The following is a 14306-nucleotide window of genomic DNA, read 5'->3' as shown; positions in this document are numbered from 1 at the left end:
CATGCGACCCTATTTTGAGAAGATGGAACCCTTCGGTAAAGAGCTTACCGAAGGACAGAAGAAATCCGGGGAACAGAACGTCAAGGAGATCCGCGAGGTCGAGAAGACGGTGGCCGAGGCCATCGAGGCCGTGAAAAACGCGGGCATCCCGGCTGAAAAGATCAAGAAGCGCGGGCAGATGACCGTCTGGGAACGGATCGAATACCTGATCGATCCCGGCACCTGGTGCCCGCTGCACACCCTGTACGACCCCCTGTTCAACGAGGAGGGGACCACCGGTGTCATCGACGGCCTGGCCAAGATCAACGGCAAGTGGGCTGTCGTGATCGGGTTCGACAACAAGGTCATGGCCGGGGCATGGATCGCCGGGCAGGCCGACAACCAGCTCCGGGTCACCGACATGGCCAAACGCCTGCATGTGCCCTTGGTGTGGCTGGTCAACTGCAGCGGCGTCAAGCTTCCCGAGCAGGAAGAGGTCTACGCCAATCGCCGCGGCAACGGCACGACCTTTTTCCGCCACGCCGAACTCGAAAAGGTGGGAGTGCCCATCCTGGCCGGGATCTACGGAACCAACCCGGCGGGCGGCGGCTACCAGGGCATCAGCCCGACGCTGTTGATCGCCCACAAGGACGCCAACATCGCCGTCGGCGGAGGCGGCATCGTCAGCGGCATGAGCCCGAAGGGCTACTTCGACATGGAAGGGGCCGAGCAGTTGATCGAGGCCACCCGGCACTTCAAGGAAGTGCCCCCGGGCAGCGTGCCTATCCATCACAACGAAACAGGCTTTTTCAAGGAAGTGTACGAGACCGAACAGGGGGTCCTGGACGCCCTCAAGAAGTACATGGACATGATGCCGGCCTACGATCCGGCCTTCTTCCGGGTCGCCGAGCCGAAGGAACCCCGTTTCCCCGGAGAAGACCTCGATTACCTCGTCGCCTTCAACCAAAAGCGAAGCTACAATTTCGACGAAGTCCTTTCACGCATCTTCGACAACAGCGAGCACATGGAGTTCCGCCCGGGCTACGGTCCGGAGGTCTACACGGGCCTTGCCAAAATCGACGGGTTCCTCGTGGGCTTCATCGGCAACCGCCAGGGGTTCCTGGGCGCCAAGTATCCGGAATACGCGGATTACATGGGCATCGGCGGCAAGCTCTACCGTCAGGGTCTCATCAAGATGAACGAGTTCGTGACCCTGTGCGGGCGTGACCGCGTTCCAATCGTCTGGTTCCAGGACACCTCCGGTATCGACGTGGGCGATATCGCTGAAAAGGCCGAACTGCTGGGCCTGGGGCAGTCGCTCATCTACTCCATCGAGCAGACGGACGTTCCCATGATCTGCGTTGTCCTGCGCAAAGGCACAGCGGCGGCGCACTACATCATGGGCGGCCCCACGGCCAACAACCACAACGCCTTCACCCTGGGCACCCCCATGACGGAGATCTACGTCATGCACGGTGAGACGGCCGCAGCCGCGTCGTTCGCACGGCGCCTCGTCAAGGAAAAGGACGGCGGTCGGCCCCTCGAGCCGGTCATCGAAAAGATGAACGCCCTGGTGAAGGAGTATTACGACAAATCCCGCCCGGTCTACTGCGCCAAACGCGGCTTCGTCGACGAGATCGTCTCCCTGCCGCTGCTGCGCAAATACATCGCGGCCTTCGCCGGATGCTGTTACCAGAACCCGACCTCCATCTGCCCCCAGAACCACATGATGATCCCGAGGATTGTCAAGGGCTGATGAACCTCCGCGCATCTGCGGGTTGAAACCACGGCTTTTGCGGCTGTCTTCGGGCGGACGCAAAAGCCGTTTTACTTCACCGACCGCCCTCAGAGGCCTCCCCCGTACTCCACCCGCGCCATCTCGGCCAGTTTATATTTCTGCACCTTTCCGCTGCGCGTCGTCGGGAATCGATCCACGATCTTGAAAAAATGAGGGAGGCACTCGTCCTGCACGTTGTCCTTGGCATGGGCGGCCAAGGTCAACGTGGAAAGAGCCGCCCCTTCTTTGAGGCGCACCCAGGCGGCCACCTCGTCACCCTTTTCCGGGTGCACAAACCCGAAGACCTGCGCTTCGAGAACCTCAGGACGCTTGTAGAGCACCTCTTCCACCTCGACCGGGTGGATCTCGACGCCGTTGCGAAAGATGGTGTCCTTGACCCGGCCGGAGATCGTCACGTAGCCGTTCGCATCCATCCGGGCAATGTCACCCGTGTGGAGCCAACCATCCTGATCGATGCCGGCGGCGGTGGCGGCCGGCATCTTGTAATACTCCTTCATGAGAAATCCACGGGTGCAAAGCTCACCGCGGTCCCCAGGCGGCACCTCTTCGCCGCTCGCAGAATCTACGATCTTGACTTCATTGCAAGGCAGAGGGCGACCGATGGTGCCCACCCGCAGATCGAGCGGATCGTCCGGGTCGGTCATGGTAATCCATGAAGAGGCCTCGGTGATGCCGTATGCGACCGTAATGCGCGCGACGCCGATCTCCTCCACCAACCGCTGCATGAGTTCCATGGGGCATGGCGCTCCCCCGACGATCCCTTTAAGGACGGTCCCCCAGAGCTTTGTCTGATTTTCCGGGTGCTCTACCAGCCCCATGAACATGCTGGGTGACCCATAAACCGCCGTGCATTGCTCCTCTTTCAAGGCCTTCAGGATCGCTGAGGCGTCGAAGCTCAGACAGGGCATCACGATGCAGGCCCCTCTGATCAATCCGGCAAGCGCTACGCAGGTGTTCCCGAACATGTGAAACAAGGGGAAATAGAGACAAAGACGGTCCTCTGCCGTAATCCCCTGACGAGCGGTGCTATAAAAGGACTTGTTGATCAAACCCGCATGATCCAAAACCACTCCTTTCGGAGAGCCGGTCGTCCCGGAGGTGTACATGATGGCCACCGGATCGCTCGGCTGCTGACCAAACGATATATCCAAAAGGACCTCCGGCGGGACATCCTCGCCTCCCGCGAGGACCTCCGTCCACAGCTCGGTCTCGGGAAAGGATTCGTCTGCGATCAGGATGATATGTTCCAGAGAAGGCACGCTGTCGCGCATCTCCAACATCGTATCGATGTAATCCTCCAGGTCGGTTTCCTTGCAGGCAATGAGGGCGCGCGGCTCGGACTGGCTCAGGATGTATTGCACATCGGCCGGCTCGGCCTCGGGATCGATCGGCACCATCAGCGCTCCCATCCGCGCCAGCGCCAGCATGGCTACAATCCACTCGGCCACATTGGGGGCCCAGAGCGCAACCCGGTCTCCCGGCTGCAGCCCCAGCCGGATCAGCCCCTTCGCAGCACGATCCGCTTCCCAATCCAACAGCCCATAGTTGAAGCGAAGGCCGGAAGAGACATGGATCAAGGCCTCTCTCGAGGAATATGCGGATGCGACTTCCCTGAAAAGACTTCCGATCGTCTTCTCCACCTTTTCCATAGCGGCTCTCCTTTCCCCAAAAAGATTCGCGGTTTCTTCGAAATCCGGTTCAAAAGGTTGAGCGTCGGACCGGCGGACTGATGATGATGTTATCACTTGATCCCGAAGGTGACAAGCACAGGAAAAACGATTCGTGGAACGGCTCCGGCCGCAGCGGCGCCTACCCAGAAAACAATTGACATCCGCCGGCGACAGCGTTAGAAGTGGTGCAAGGCGGGCACGAAGCCCGCGGCGGTTTTTCAGGAAGTCTGAAGATCAAGCAGGTCACGAAGGCCTAAAGTGGCATCCTATGGCTAACGTGGCTTTTTTTGTGCGGTATGGCGGCCGGAGCCCTTCAGGTTGCGCCGCTTTTTCCGAGGATAGCCTATGCATATCTCGGAAGGGGTCCTTTCGGCCCCTGTCCTCATTTCGGGCATGGTCCTGGCCGCAGTCGGCACGGGCATCGGTTTCAAAAAGATGGACTTCAACCGCATCCCACAGACCGGGATGCTCGCTGCCGCCTTTTTCGTAGGATCGCTGATTCATGTCCCCATAGGTCCTTCGAGCGTCCATCTGGTTCTGAACGGGATCGTCGGACTGCTGCTCGGCTGGGCAGCCTTCCCCGCCATTCTGGTCGCCCTGGTCCTGCAGGCGTTATTTTTCCAGTACGGCGGGATTACGACCCTGGGCGTCAACACCGTGATCATGGCCGCCCCGGCGGTGATCTGCTACCTTCTTTTTGCACGCCTCATCCACGGCAGGCCGGCCGTGAGTCTCACGGCGTCTTTCGCCTGCGGATTCCTCGCCGTCTTCCTGAGCGCCATCCTTGTCGGGTTGGCCTTGATCTCCACTGAGGAGAATTTCTTCAAGGTCTCCTCCCTCATCGTGGCCGCCAATCTGCCGGTGATGATTATCGAAGGAATCCTGACCCTGTTCTGCGTGTCCTTCTTGAAAAAGGTCCAGCCGCATATGTTGCCGGGGAACCACCCCCTCGAGGCCGCCACATTTTCGAACTCTCCCGCCGGGCCCCCGCAACAGTGATCCAGGAGCCTTTTGCTATAGGCGGTTCGCCGCTCCATCAGACGGACCCGAGGCTCAAGATCATCCTCGCGACGGCCTATTCTTTCCTCGTGGCCGTTCTTCAAGGGTTCCCGGCACTCCTGACCGCCCTCGTCCTTTCGATCGGATTGGCCGCTGTTGCCAGGCTGGACAGCCGGGCGCTGTTTCGGCGACTCGGGCTCGCCAACGGTTTGATCCTTTTCCTGTGGATTCTTTTGCCTTTCACCTTTCCCGGGAAACCGCTGGCATCGATCGGCCCGTTCGCTCTGAGCCTCGAAGGCGTGCGCTTTTGCGCCCAGATCACCCTGAAATCCAACGCCATCATCCTGGCGCTGATCGCTTTGGTCGCCACCAGTCCGATCGCCACCCTGGGTTATGCCTTGCATCGCCTGCACGTTCCTGCCAAGATGGTGCTGTTGCTCCTGCTCACGTATCGATATCTTTTCGTCCTCGAGCAGGAATACGAGCGTCTGGCAAGGGCGATGCGCATGCGCGGCTTCCGGCCGCAGACCAGCCTGCACACCTACCGGACCTATGCCTATCTGGTCGGAATGCTCTTCGTCAGGGCGAGCGCCCGTGCGGAGCGGGTGCATCAGGCCATGCTCTGCAGGGGGTTCACCGGACGCTTCAGGACGCTCAAGACCTTCACCTTGGCCCGGCGTGACTGGATCTGGCCGTTTGCAGCGGGATGCGCGATGAGTGGATTGATCATGCTGGAGTGGACGACGGGATGGAATTGATCCGGCTCGATGGTATCAGCTTCGCTTATCCGGGGCGGGCAACGGTCCTGGACCACGCGGATCTGACCCTTCGGGAGGGGGAGCGGATCGGCCTCATGGGCCCCAACGGCGCAGGAAAAACGACCCTTTTTCATCTCATCATGGGGCTGTTGAAGCCCGATTCGGGCAGGATCGAAATCTTCGGACGGGAAGTCCGCGAGGAAAAGGACTTCGAGTCCGTCCGGCGGCAGATCGGCTTCCTGTTTCAGGATGCGGACGATCAACTGTTTCACCCTACGGTCCTCGAAGATGTCGCCTTCGGCCCTCTCAATTTGGGGAAAAGCCGCGAAGAAGCGCAGTTGATCGCCTTGAAAACACTAGAGAAACTTGGGCTCGAACACTTCGAGGGACGGATTACGCACCGCCTCTCCGGCGGGGAAAAACGACTCGTGGCCCTCGCCACGGTGTTGGCTATGGAGCCCAAGGTCCTGCTCCTGGATGAACCGACCGCGGGCCTCGATGAGCGGACCAAGGAAAGGCTCACTCAACTGCTCAAAGGTCTCGATCTCACCTACATCATCATTTCGCACGAACTCGATTTTCTGATGGAGACGACCACGGCCGTTTACGCCATGGCCGACGGCCGCATTCAATGGGACGAAGAAGTCAAACTGCATCGCCACATCCACGGACATCGACACGGGGCCTATCCTCATGCCCATGAGTAAGAACCGGCCGACCGGCGAAGCGCCCTCCACCTCCCCTGGGCCAACCGGGGAGCCGGGAGCCGGCGAAGCCCCTGCCTGCTCCGGGGGGCTCTCGCACCGCTGGGATGTGGGCATCCCCGAGGCCCGGGCGATCCAGCAGTCCCTCGCGCGACTTGTGGTCACGGAAGACCGTCTCGGCGACGTGCATTTCGTGGCGGGGATGGATGTCGGTTTAGACGCCCGGCGCTCCGTCGCACGGGCATCGGCGGTGGTCTTGAGCTTTCCGGAACTGCAGCTTTGCGATTGGGCCGTTGCCGAGCGGCCCCTGACCTTCCCCTACGTGCCCGGGCTGCTGAGCTTCCGCGAGATCCCGGTGATGCTGGAGGCCCTGGGAAACCTCCGGCAAATCCCGGACCTCGTGATTTGCGACGGCCAGGGACTAGCCCACCCCCGCCGCTTCGGAATCGCCTGCCATTTCGGCCTCCTGACCGGCATCCCGACCATCGGGGCCGCCAAGAGCCGGCTGATCGGGACGCACCGTCCGGTGGGGCTTCGCAAAGGGCAATACGCCCTCCTCAAGGACGGAACGGATTGCATCGGGATCGTCCTGCGCACCCGGACGGAAGTAAAACCCATCTATGTCTCCATCGGCCACCGCGTCGGTTTGATGACTGCACGCCGGTTCGTGCTGGCCTGCACCACACGGTACAGGCTGCCCGAAACCACCCGCCACGCTCACCGGCTCGCATCGTCAGGAGGGCTCCATGGTTTTCGATAGAAACACCGAGAATCTGGACGCCGCGGTTGCCGTGTCCATCAATCAGGCGAATGCCCTGTACGACCGATATGCCGGGGATCTGGCCCGCGAAAAAGCGCTCACCGACCTGCTCGATGCCTACAGCGAGGCGATTTCCCGAACCCAGGAAAGGATGCGCACGCTAGGCGTCGTGGCCGCCTGCGCACGCTGCGACAGCCAGCCTTCCGGCAGCTGCTGTTTCAAAGGGGTTGAGGGCTGGTATGAACCGGAGATCCTGCTGATCAACAGGCTGATGAACGTCTCCATTCCCCGCCGGCCCGAAGCCGAGGGGCAATGCCTTTTTCTGGGTGAAAGGGGTTGCCGGCTCAAGGCGAGGCATTCTTTCTGCGTGAACTTCCTTTGCCCGACCCTGCGCGAGGCGTTGGGGCCATCCGGGACGGCGGACCTGCTGGCCGTCGCCGGGCGTGAACTGCTTTTGGGCCTCGAGACCGAAACGTTCATGCGGCGGTGGCTCCGCCAGCGCAAAGAAAGGGAATGATCGCGGCGGGTTTCGGTTTCTTCACACCATGGCGCGAAGGCGATCTGCAGATCGCCGCAAAAGCGAATCACGGATCGATGCCGGGATGGACAGGAAATCCATTCCCGGGCAGAGACGACACAGAAGGGCCGGGTGGAGAAATCGCCCTTCAAGCGGCTGAATTCACGATGGCAGGCCGGCGTTCGGTCGAACGGGGGAAGTTCTCATCCCTCCGTTTTCAATACCATGGCCCCCAGTAAGGATAACGCCACCAGGGTGGATACCCCCACCAGCCGCCCGGGGGGTAAGGATAGGCCCGATCCTCTGTCCTGACCGCCCAAAGATGGATCTCCTGAGCGCGCACGAGGGGGTAGCTGTAAGTGATTTCACCCAGCGGCTGCTCCCTCAGGCCGATGACCGGGCCCGCCACCGTCACATCGCGGCCCTCAGCGTATATGGCCGGGTCGAGATATCCGTCATACAGCGCCAGGAAGCGGCCGAAGGTCGTATCCCCGCTGATCGGGCGCTTCTCGAAATCGAGCGGCTTCTGTACGATCTCGATCAGGGTGCCCGCCGGCTGATTCTTGGTTGAAACGATCATTCCGCCCAGCAGGACAATCTTCCCTTCGTACAGGCCGGGTTGTTCCCGCAGGTCCTGAAACCGGATGGTCCGATCGGCCCGCTGCAGGAGATCCTGTGAAATGACCGAGGCGCAACCCGCCCCGCCGATAACGATGCAGACGATGATCATCGCCGCCACCGAACCGCTGCCCCTTCGCATCGCAGCCTCCGAAAACCAACTCAGAATTCCGGTCGAAAAAAGCCCCATTCCGCTTGAGAACCGGTTATCATGGTAATATCCTGTTTCAAGGCGTGTCAACCTTTGAAAATGTAAGAATACAGGAAACGCTGGGGTCCTGCCGCCCAGACACAGGGGAAGCAGGATGGGAACCGCTCTGAAAAGGAAGGGTTAGAACCGACATGAAAGCATGCGAACACGTAATGAACGTTGATCCAAAAACCGGCCCGCAGGGGCTCTTGCCCTCCACTCTTCACGAGGGTCTGGACGGCAGCCTCGGAAGGGGAAAAGAAGCTGCATCGACAAGTATCCCATGGATGGCGAAGAAGTGGTCGAGTATCATGAAAGGAGCCGGTCTGCTGATGCTCCTCTTGCTCGCTCAGACGGCGGCAGCGTCGCCGCCGGCCGAACCTGCCGAACCGCCGCTTCCTTTCCAGGCCGGCGAAAGACTGGTTTTTCAAGCCCGGTGGGAATTCATACCTGCCGGGGAAGCGGTGCTCGAGGTCCTGACTTCCGACAGCGTGGGCCAAACCCCCGCCCTGCATTTCGCCGCCACCGCCTGGAGCTATCCCGTCATCGACTTGTTTTACAAGGTCCGCAACCGCATCGACGCCTATACCGATCGAAGCGTTTCGCGCACCCTCCTCTACAGGGAAAAATCCGAAGGGCGGCGCCCCAAGGACGTCACGGTGACCTTCGACTGGGAGCGGCGGACGGCGCAGTACACCAATATGGATGAGCGGCGGGACCCATTGCCCATCCAGCCGGGATCCCTCGACCCGCTTTCGATCTTCTACGCCTTTCGCCTCGAGGACCTTCAGGTGGGCGCCGTCCTCTCGGGGCCGGTGACCGATGGGAAGAAATGCATTACGGGGACCGCAACGGTCATCCGCCGTGAGAAGCTTCAGTGCGCCATGGGGGAGATCGACACCTTCCTGGTCGAACCTTCCCTCGAACACGTGGGAGGGGTCTTTGAAAAGGCCAAGGACGCCAAGATCCAGGTCTGGGTCTCGGCGGACCGATACAGGATCCCTGTGCGTCTGAAAAGCAAGGTGATCATCGGAAGCTTCATTGCAGAGCTCATCGACGTCTCCGGCACCGACTGGCCTCACCGGCCAAAGCCTCACGAGTAAAGCCGCCCCGCAGAGGGCCGCACATCCCGGTCGCCTGCGCCCGGCCGCGCCTCCCGTCCCTCATCACCGGACGGGTTTTTGCCACTCTTTGGCGAAGATGCCCCCGATGCGGTCCACCTGCGAGGGGTCGATGTTCAACGCCTTGGCCACCTCCTGATAAAGACGTCGACGATCGGCATTCTCGGCCGAGACCAGGGTATTCAGATCCCGTTTTTCCTTCAGGCTCACCTCCCCGGAACCGGTCTGCACCACAAATCCGTCGTCCCCCTCCCGAATGGCGCCTTTCTGATAAAATGGACGGAGCAACGGATAACGGCTCTTCATGCTCTCCTTCAAGGCCCTGATCGCCGGATTCGACACGACCGTCACATCCTCGGCCCAGGCGGCGCCTACGAACGGGAAGAGCGCGAACCAACGCTCCTGCAGAGATGATTCGGGCTCACTCTTCGGAACGGCCTCGGACCCTTCTGCCCCCTGGCCCCGGATGTCTTTGACGATCTCGCCCGCCACCGACTCGACCTTTTCGGCAGGAAAATAGATGTTGATCGTCACGCAGGCGAACACGCCGGCCAGGAACACAGCCATGACGCCCAGCTTCTTCTGTCTCGAAACCATGCGACCCTCCCTCGAAAACATCTAATCGATCACCGGACCGGAGCCGGACCGGATGCGCTGAATGCGCTTGACCATGTCCTTGAAGCCGATCGCGCTCCCCGGACTCTGGTTCACCACATTGACCCCCGCGAATCCCCTCCTTTTGACCAGATACTCCTTGCCGTCTTCCCGAATGGTTCCGTCGATCCGGAAGAGATCGTTCGCCAGTGTGGCATGGATCCCCAATTTGCTGTAAGGGAACTCCTGGAAAAGCGATGCGAAACCGCCGGCCAGCCCCAGAAACGGGCTCTGCCCTCCTCCGATGCGGGCGATGCTGTCGACCGCCTCGACACTGATCCGTTGCGGGACCCCTTTTCGAGGCACCGTCTCCATCAGAAGGTCGAAGGCCTGCGGCTGCCCCGCCGCAATCTCGAGGCCGTTGACGTGTCCTTCGAGCAATCCCTCCATCTTCCCAAAGGGCGTTCCGGCCGTCAGCAGTCCGAGTTGGACATCCCGCCAGCGCGCATCCAGTCGGAAGACCGGCGCCGATGTAAAGAGAGCGCGCGCACCCGGGTCCTTTACGACCCACCTGCCGCCGAAAAGATCCATTCGGAGTTCCCCGGTCGTCTGAATGGCCTGCTGCGTCATTATAACGGGATCCAACCGTCCGTTCAACGCCCCTTGCACCGGACGCGGCCAGAAATCGGCCAGGAATCGGCCCACATCCAGATCCACCATTTCGACCGACGTCTTCAGCGAGGCCCCTTCCCCGTAAAGATCGTTCATGTGCAGGCCCTTCAGACGCACGGTGCCGTCCGCTACCGAAAAATCGATCGTGGCATCCGCGTGCAGGGCATTCGGCTCCGCCTCCAGTCTCCAAGCGGCGTCCTCGAGGGCCCCGAACGGAAAGACCGCTTTGCGCACAGACATGCGCCCCTCGAGCCGCCCCGGCCCGCCGGCCCCCTTCCAACCCCCTCCAGCGGCCCATACCGGAAGTCGAAGATCGAGACCTTGGAGCTCGACGTCCATCTCCTCCAACCGCAGCGCGCCGTCGCGCCAGTCCCAGAACCCTTTGGCCCGCCAATCCCTTCCCGCCCAATCCAGGGTCATGGACACTTCGGAAGGTCCGGCGGCATCGAGGCCGCGCAGCACCGGCAGCACATCCTGGAAAGGCTCTTTGAGGAAGACGATCACCAGCGGGGCAAGATCGGGGGCTTCGACCTCGACGGCCAGGCGGCCCGCCGGCGCATCGGTAAACCGTTCGACAGTGCCCGAAAAGGAGGCATCGAAGAGCCCTGACGCACTGAGCGAAGCCTTTTTCACGTCCAGCAGAGCCGAAGCGGGGAGGACTGCCGCCTCGATCGCCGCCGCAACGCTGCGTCGGGCAAGATCCGCGTACCAGCGGTCATAGAGGATCTCCCCCTTCTTGGAGCCGGCCTGCATGTCAACCTGGATGCGCCGCCTCTGCCGGTCCGAGGAGGCCCTCAAACGGACGTCGAGCCCGATGCCTTCCCCCATGAAGACTCCGTCGGGGCTCTCGAATCGAAGCGCCTTCAACGCCCAGTCGAAGTCCCCCCGAAATCCGGCCTGCGGCGAATAGGCCAACCGACCCGTCAAGGCGTCCCGTCCTTCGACCGTCCAGCTCTCGGGCAGCACACCTAAACCGGATCCCCCCAGGAGAGCCAGCACATCCTTCGCTCCGACCTCACCCGAGACCCCCGCAGGCGATACGTTCAGCGACCCCCGCAGACCCTCCCGGCCAAAGATGCGCACCACAAAATCAGCCAGATCTGCGGTCCGATCGAGGACATTCAGCCTCAAAGCAGGCGCATCCACATCGATCGGCTGAATGGGAACGGAACCTTTCGGAGTGCGCACCTGGAACCGGGGGATCCGACATTCGACCCCCCGAACGTGAAAGACAGGATAGACCCCCTCTACCGTCAAATTGGCCGCCGCACCGGAAAGCGACACGGCGGGGCCTTCGAACTCTATCCCCCTGCCGGTGAATTCTGCGCTGATCCCCGGCCTGGGGAATGCGCCTTTGACCGCGGCGCCGCAGCGGAAATCCGCCCGCAACCTGTCCTCCCACACGCGGCAGGACAGGCCGCCATCATCGACCGTCAATTGGAGATCAGGCATCAGGCGCCAGCCCGTTTCATCGAGGCGGGCGGCCAGGCTGCCATGGAGCCTCAGGGTGCCGCTCAAACCGGTCCCACAAGCGCTCCGTTCAGACGGAGGCAAAAAGCCGAGCAGCGCATCGAGATCGGCGGCGCCGCTCAAATCGCTCAGTCGCCATTCACGGGCATCCCCAAGCGCCGCTGCAGCCGATCCGGCGAGGTCGAGCCCCTCTCCCATCCGGACTGCAAAGCGCGGGACTTCAGCCCGCATCCCTTCGAGTCGCACCTCTGCACCCTGCGGCAGCTCGAAGGAAAGCGGGAAGACAAACCGGAAATCGCGGGTGTCGACCGAAACGGTCTTTGCGCGTCCTTCAGCGGACTGGATGCTGAGCCGACCGCTCTCGGCCCGATAGAGGGCCGTCCATCGCAGTGCGAGGGATCCGGCCGACACTGAAGGGCCTTCCAAGTTCCCTCTTTCGATGTGCATCTCGAACGGAACGCCTTGCCCGTCTAAAGACAACCCCTGCGGCAGCGAAAGGCCTGCGGAGGGAATCGACAGCCGCGTCCGTCCGTCCGAAGAGACCGCCTCGACCCTGGACGAAGCCGTGGCACCGCTCTCCGGCCGCAGGTTCGCGCGGATTTCGTCGAGCCGCAGGCTCGCCTCCGGATGCTGCCAGGACAGGCGGCCGTCCGAGAGATCCAGCGTGTCGAATCGCACTTCTTTGAAGAGGAGGTAGGAAAGGATATGGTCGGCCAAACCCGAAGATGGAGATGCAGCCGGCGGGGTGGACAGGCGGCCCAGGATGGACGGCTCGCCCGTAAGCTCCGCGATGGGTCCATCGATCTGCAGGGCTCGAATCACCAGGCGGCGGCGACCGAAAGGCCCCTCGAAGTCAGCACCCGCGCGGGCGCGGTGAATGGAAAGGATCAGGCTGTCCGGGGCCTCTCCTGCGCGGACCTGGACATCGACGGCCTCGATCTCGAACGGGGCGATCCCGTACCGCAGCGCCCCGATTTCGACCTGGGCCCCGCTGAGGCTGGACAAGGCGTTTTCCAGGAGCCGTTTGACGGCATCAGGCCTGTGATAGAGAAAGACCGCCGCGGCCCCCGAGGCGGCCGCGAACCCCATCACGGTCCATACGGCGATCCAGAGAAATTTTCTTCCAGTGCGCATGGGCTCGCCTCGGAAGCATTCCCGCTCCGGCACGGTCTGAGGAAGCGTCAGGATGCCTCCAGCTTTCCGATCGGCAATGAGCGTCTTTCCGATGCCGCTTTCCGCTGCAGAGATCCGGATACCCGGCTTGCCGCACCGCTACACGCCGCGGCGGTCCGCACCCCAGACGATCTTGTGGAGCTGCAGGTGCAGCCGCGCCTCCGGCCGATCGGCGAGCATCCACGCTGCCAATCGAGCAGGCTCCAAGACACCGAAGACCGGTGAAAAATGAACGGTCCGGCACGGGCTCGCCTCGCTGATGCGCGGCAGGATGCGGAGGGCGTAGTCATAGTCGCCGCGGGTCGACATCACGAACTTGACTTCGTCTCCGGCCCTCAGCCGATGCAGATTTTCGAGATCCATCCGCGCCGCCTCCCCGCTGGATGGGCACTTGATATCCACGATCCGGATGCACGCCTCCGGGAGGACGTCGATGTCGAAGCTGCCGTTGGTTTCGACGAGAACGCGGCAACCCCGGCCCGCCAGGGCAGCCGCCAGGGCGGGAGTGCCCGGCTGAAGAAGAGGCTCCCCGCCGGTTATCTCGACCAGTTCGACTCCATAGCCCAGCAGGGCATCCACGATCTCCTCCGTCCCCATCGGACGGCCCTGATCGTAGGCATAGCGCGTATCGCAATACGAGCAGCGAAGGTTGCAGCCTGTGAGCCTTACAAAGGCGCACGGCAGCCCGGCCCAGGACGACTCGCCCTGGATGCTGTAGAAGATCTCGTTGACGAGCAGTTCGTCCACCATGCACCCCGCCTATCTGCGCCGTCCCCGTCCCGCGCGACGGCCGCCGCCTCCAGCACGCCTGCAACCCCGGCCGGTCCCGGCTCCCCCTGCAAGGCCCCCGGCTCCTCTTCCGCCTGCCGGTCGGCTGCCCGGACCGTCTGCGCCGCCGCTCTCGAGCCAACTCCTGACCGCCCGTGACAGACGCGAATACGCCGAGAGGACCAGACCGGTGCCCGTTTCGACCAGACGCTCCAGCTGGGTTTCCGTCTCCGGCTGCGGCCGCCCCCGTTCCGGTTCGTCCCGTGCCTCGGACCGGGAAGGATCCCCCCCTTGCCCATTGTCCGGACGGTTCTTCCAGGAAGCGGACAGGGTCTCATAGGCCACATTGATCTCTTTGATCTTTTCGGCCGCCTTTCCGCTCAGCCTTTCATTGCCGGCAAAACGGTCCGGATGCCAGACGCTGGCCAGGTCCCTGTAGGCCTTTCGAATCTCATCCGGGTCAGCGTCCGGACCGACCTCCAGCACTTCGTAGCACCGCTTCTGATCCATCGATC

13 protein-coding genes are annotated in these 14306 nt (G+C 62.1%); 7 read left to right on the top strand and 6 right to left on the bottom strand.

The annotated features are described in order from the left end of the window. Position 1 precedes the first annotated feature (1 nt). Positions 2-1735 carry an acyl-CoA carboxylase subunit beta gene (locus H567_RS0113660; protein ID WP_028321832.1) on the top strand — a complete coding sequence of 578 codons (1734 nt, stop codon included), beginning with the start codon at positions 2-4 and terminating at the stop codon, positions 1733-1735. 89 nt (positions 1736-1824) lie between these two features. Here H567_RS0113660 and H567_RS0113655 read toward each other — a convergent pair whose 3' ends face one another. Beyond that, positions 1825-3426, bottom strand: coding sequence for an AMP-binding protein (locus tag H567_RS0113655; RefSeq protein WP_028321831.1), 1602 nt, complete (start codon positions 3424-3426; stop codon positions 1825-1827). Between the two features lie 366 nt (positions 3427-3792). Between H567_RS0113655 and cbiM the strand changes: the two genes are divergently transcribed. Genes cbiM through H567_RS0113630 form a run of 5 tightly spaced genes read left to right on the top strand, consistent with a single transcriptional unit; the run spans position 3793 to position 7185 of the window. Then, a complete protein-coding gene (gene cbiM / locus H567_RS24950; RefSeq protein ID WP_051184859.1) occupies positions 3793-4446 on the top strand; it encodes a cobalt transporter CbiM in 654 nt (217 codons plus the stop codon). Continuing rightward, complete coding sequence (gene cbiQ / locus H567_RS0113645) at positions 4443-5204, top strand: cobalt ECF transporter T component CbiQ (protein WP_028321830.1); 762 nt, start codon at positions 4443-4445, stop codon at positions 5202-5204. The genes cbiM and cbiQ overlap by 4 nt, the downstream gene beginning before the upstream one ends. Then, on the top strand, positions 5195-5911 hold the full coding sequence (locus H567_RS0113640) for an energy-coupling factor ABC transporter ATP-binding protein (RefSeq protein ID WP_035254503.1): 717 nt from the start codon (positions 5195-5197) through the stop codon (positions 5909-5911). The genes cbiQ and H567_RS0113640 overlap by 10 nt, the downstream gene beginning before the upstream one ends. Continuing rightward, complete coding sequence (nfi, locus tag H567_RS0113635) at positions 5898-6668, top strand: deoxyribonuclease V (RefSeq protein ID WP_244155475.1); 771 nt, start codon at positions 5898-5900, stop codon at positions 6666-6668. Before H567_RS0113640 ends, nfi begins: the two co-directional genes overlap by 14 nt. Further along, positions 6655-7185: a hypothetical protein gene (locus tag H567_RS0113630; protein WP_028321827.1), complete on the top strand. Its 531-nt coding sequence runs from the start codon at positions 6655-6657 to the stop codon at positions 7183-7185. The genes nfi and H567_RS0113630 overlap by 14 nt, the downstream gene beginning before the upstream one ends. Positions 7186-7402: 217 nt before the next feature. Here H567_RS0113630 and H567_RS0113620 read toward each other — a convergent pair whose 3' ends face one another. Then, the gene (locus H567_RS0113620; RefSeq protein WP_028321825.1) at positions 7403-7945 is read right to left on the bottom strand and encodes a Slp family lipoprotein; all 543 of its coding nucleotides are present in this window, start codon (positions 7943-7945) and stop codon (positions 7403-7405) included. A gap of 221 nt (positions 7946-8166) precedes the next feature. Here H567_RS0113620 and H567_RS24945 point away from each other — a divergent pair, with 221 nt between their 5' ends. Next, positions 8167-9096 carry a DUF3108 domain-containing protein gene (locus H567_RS24945; protein ID WP_161626625.1) on the top strand — a complete coding sequence of 310 codons (930 nt, stop codon included), beginning with the start codon at positions 8167-8169 and terminating at the stop codon, positions 9094-9096. A 63-nt stretch (positions 9097-9159) separates the two neighbouring features. Here H567_RS24945 and H567_RS24940 read toward each other — a convergent pair whose 3' ends face one another. The 4 genes from H567_RS24940 to H567_RS29340 form a co-directional block, all read right to left on the bottom strand. Continuing rightward, positions 9160-9711, bottom strand: a complete 552-nt coding sequence (locus tag H567_RS24940) for a DUF1318 domain-containing protein (protein ID WP_051184856.1) — start codon at positions 9709-9711, stop codon at positions 9160-9162. Between the two features lie 21 nt (positions 9712-9732). Beyond that, positions 9733-12984 (bottom strand): hypothetical protein, encoded by a 3252-nt coding sequence (locus tag H567_RS0113605; protein ID WP_153306194.1) that lies wholly within the window; start codon positions 12982-12984, stop codon positions 9733-9735. A gap of 138 nt (positions 12985-13122) precedes the next feature. Next, positions 13123-13773 (bottom strand): radical SAM protein, encoded by a 651-nt coding sequence (locus H567_RS0113600; RefSeq protein WP_028321823.1) that lies wholly within the window; start codon positions 13771-13773, stop codon positions 13123-13125. Positions 13774-13782: 9 nt separating this feature from the next. Then, the gene (locus H567_RS29340) at positions 13783-14301 is read right to left on the bottom strand and encodes a J domain-containing protein (RefSeq protein WP_028321822.1); all 519 of its coding nucleotides are present in this window, start codon (positions 14299-14301) and stop codon (positions 13783-13785) included. Positions 14302-14306: the final 5 nt, after the last annotated feature.

This window comes from Desulfatiglans anilini DSM 4660 (assembly GCF_000422285.1).
In the GTDB taxonomy this organism is placed as follows: Bacteria; Desulfobacterota; DSM-4660; order Desulfatiglandales; family Desulfatiglandaceae; genus Desulfatiglans; species Desulfatiglans anilini.
Note: the sequence above shows the minus strand (reverse complement) of the source record. Positions and strands in the feature narration are given on the sequence as shown.

Coding starts and splice junctions, on each gene's coding strand:
- H567_RS0113630 (WP_028321827.1), top strand. CDS start 6,655: ATGGTTTTCGATAGAAACACCGAGAATCTGGACGCCGCGGTTGCCGTG.
- H567_RS0113660 (WP_028321832.1), top strand. CDS start 2: ATGCGACCCTATTTTGAGAAGATGGAACCCTTCGGTAAAGAGCTTACC.
- H567_RS0113655 (WP_028321831.1), bottom strand. CDS start 3,426: ATGGAAAAGGTGGAGAAGACGATCGGAAGTCTTTTCAGGGAAGTCGCA.
- nfi (WP_244155475.1), top strand. CDS start 5,898: ATGCCCATGAGTAAGAACCGGCCGACCGGCGAAGCGCCCTCCACCTCC.
- H567_RS0113600 (WP_028321823.1), bottom strand. CDS start 13,773: ATGGTGGACGAACTGCTCGTCAACGAGATCTTCTACAGCATCCAGGGC.
- H567_RS24940 (WP_051184856.1), bottom strand. CDS start 9,711: ATGGTTTCGAGACAGAAGAAGCTGGGCGTCATGGCTGTGTTCCTGGCC.
- H567_RS0113620 (WP_028321825.1), bottom strand. CDS start 7,945: ATGCGAAGGGGCAGCGGTTCGGTGGCGGCGATGATCATCGTCTGCATC.
- H567_RS29340 (WP_028321822.1), bottom strand. CDS start 14,301: ATGGATCAGAAGCGGTGCTACGAAGTGCTGGAGGTCGGTCCGGACGCT.
- H567_RS0113605 (WP_153306194.1), bottom strand. CDS start 12,984: ATGCGCACTGGAAGAAAATTTCTCTGGATCGCCGTATGGACCGTGATG.
- cbiM (WP_051184859.1), top strand. CDS start 3,793: ATGCATATCTCGGAAGGGGTCCTTTCGGCCCCTGTCCTCATTTCGGGC.
- H567_RS0113640 (WP_035254503.1), top strand. CDS start 5,195: ATGGAATTGATCCGGCTCGATGGTATCAGCTTCGCTTATCCGGGGCGG.
- H567_RS24945 (WP_161626625.1), top strand. CDS start 8,167: ATGAACGTTGATCCAAAAACCGGCCCGCAGGGGCTCTTGCCCTCCACT.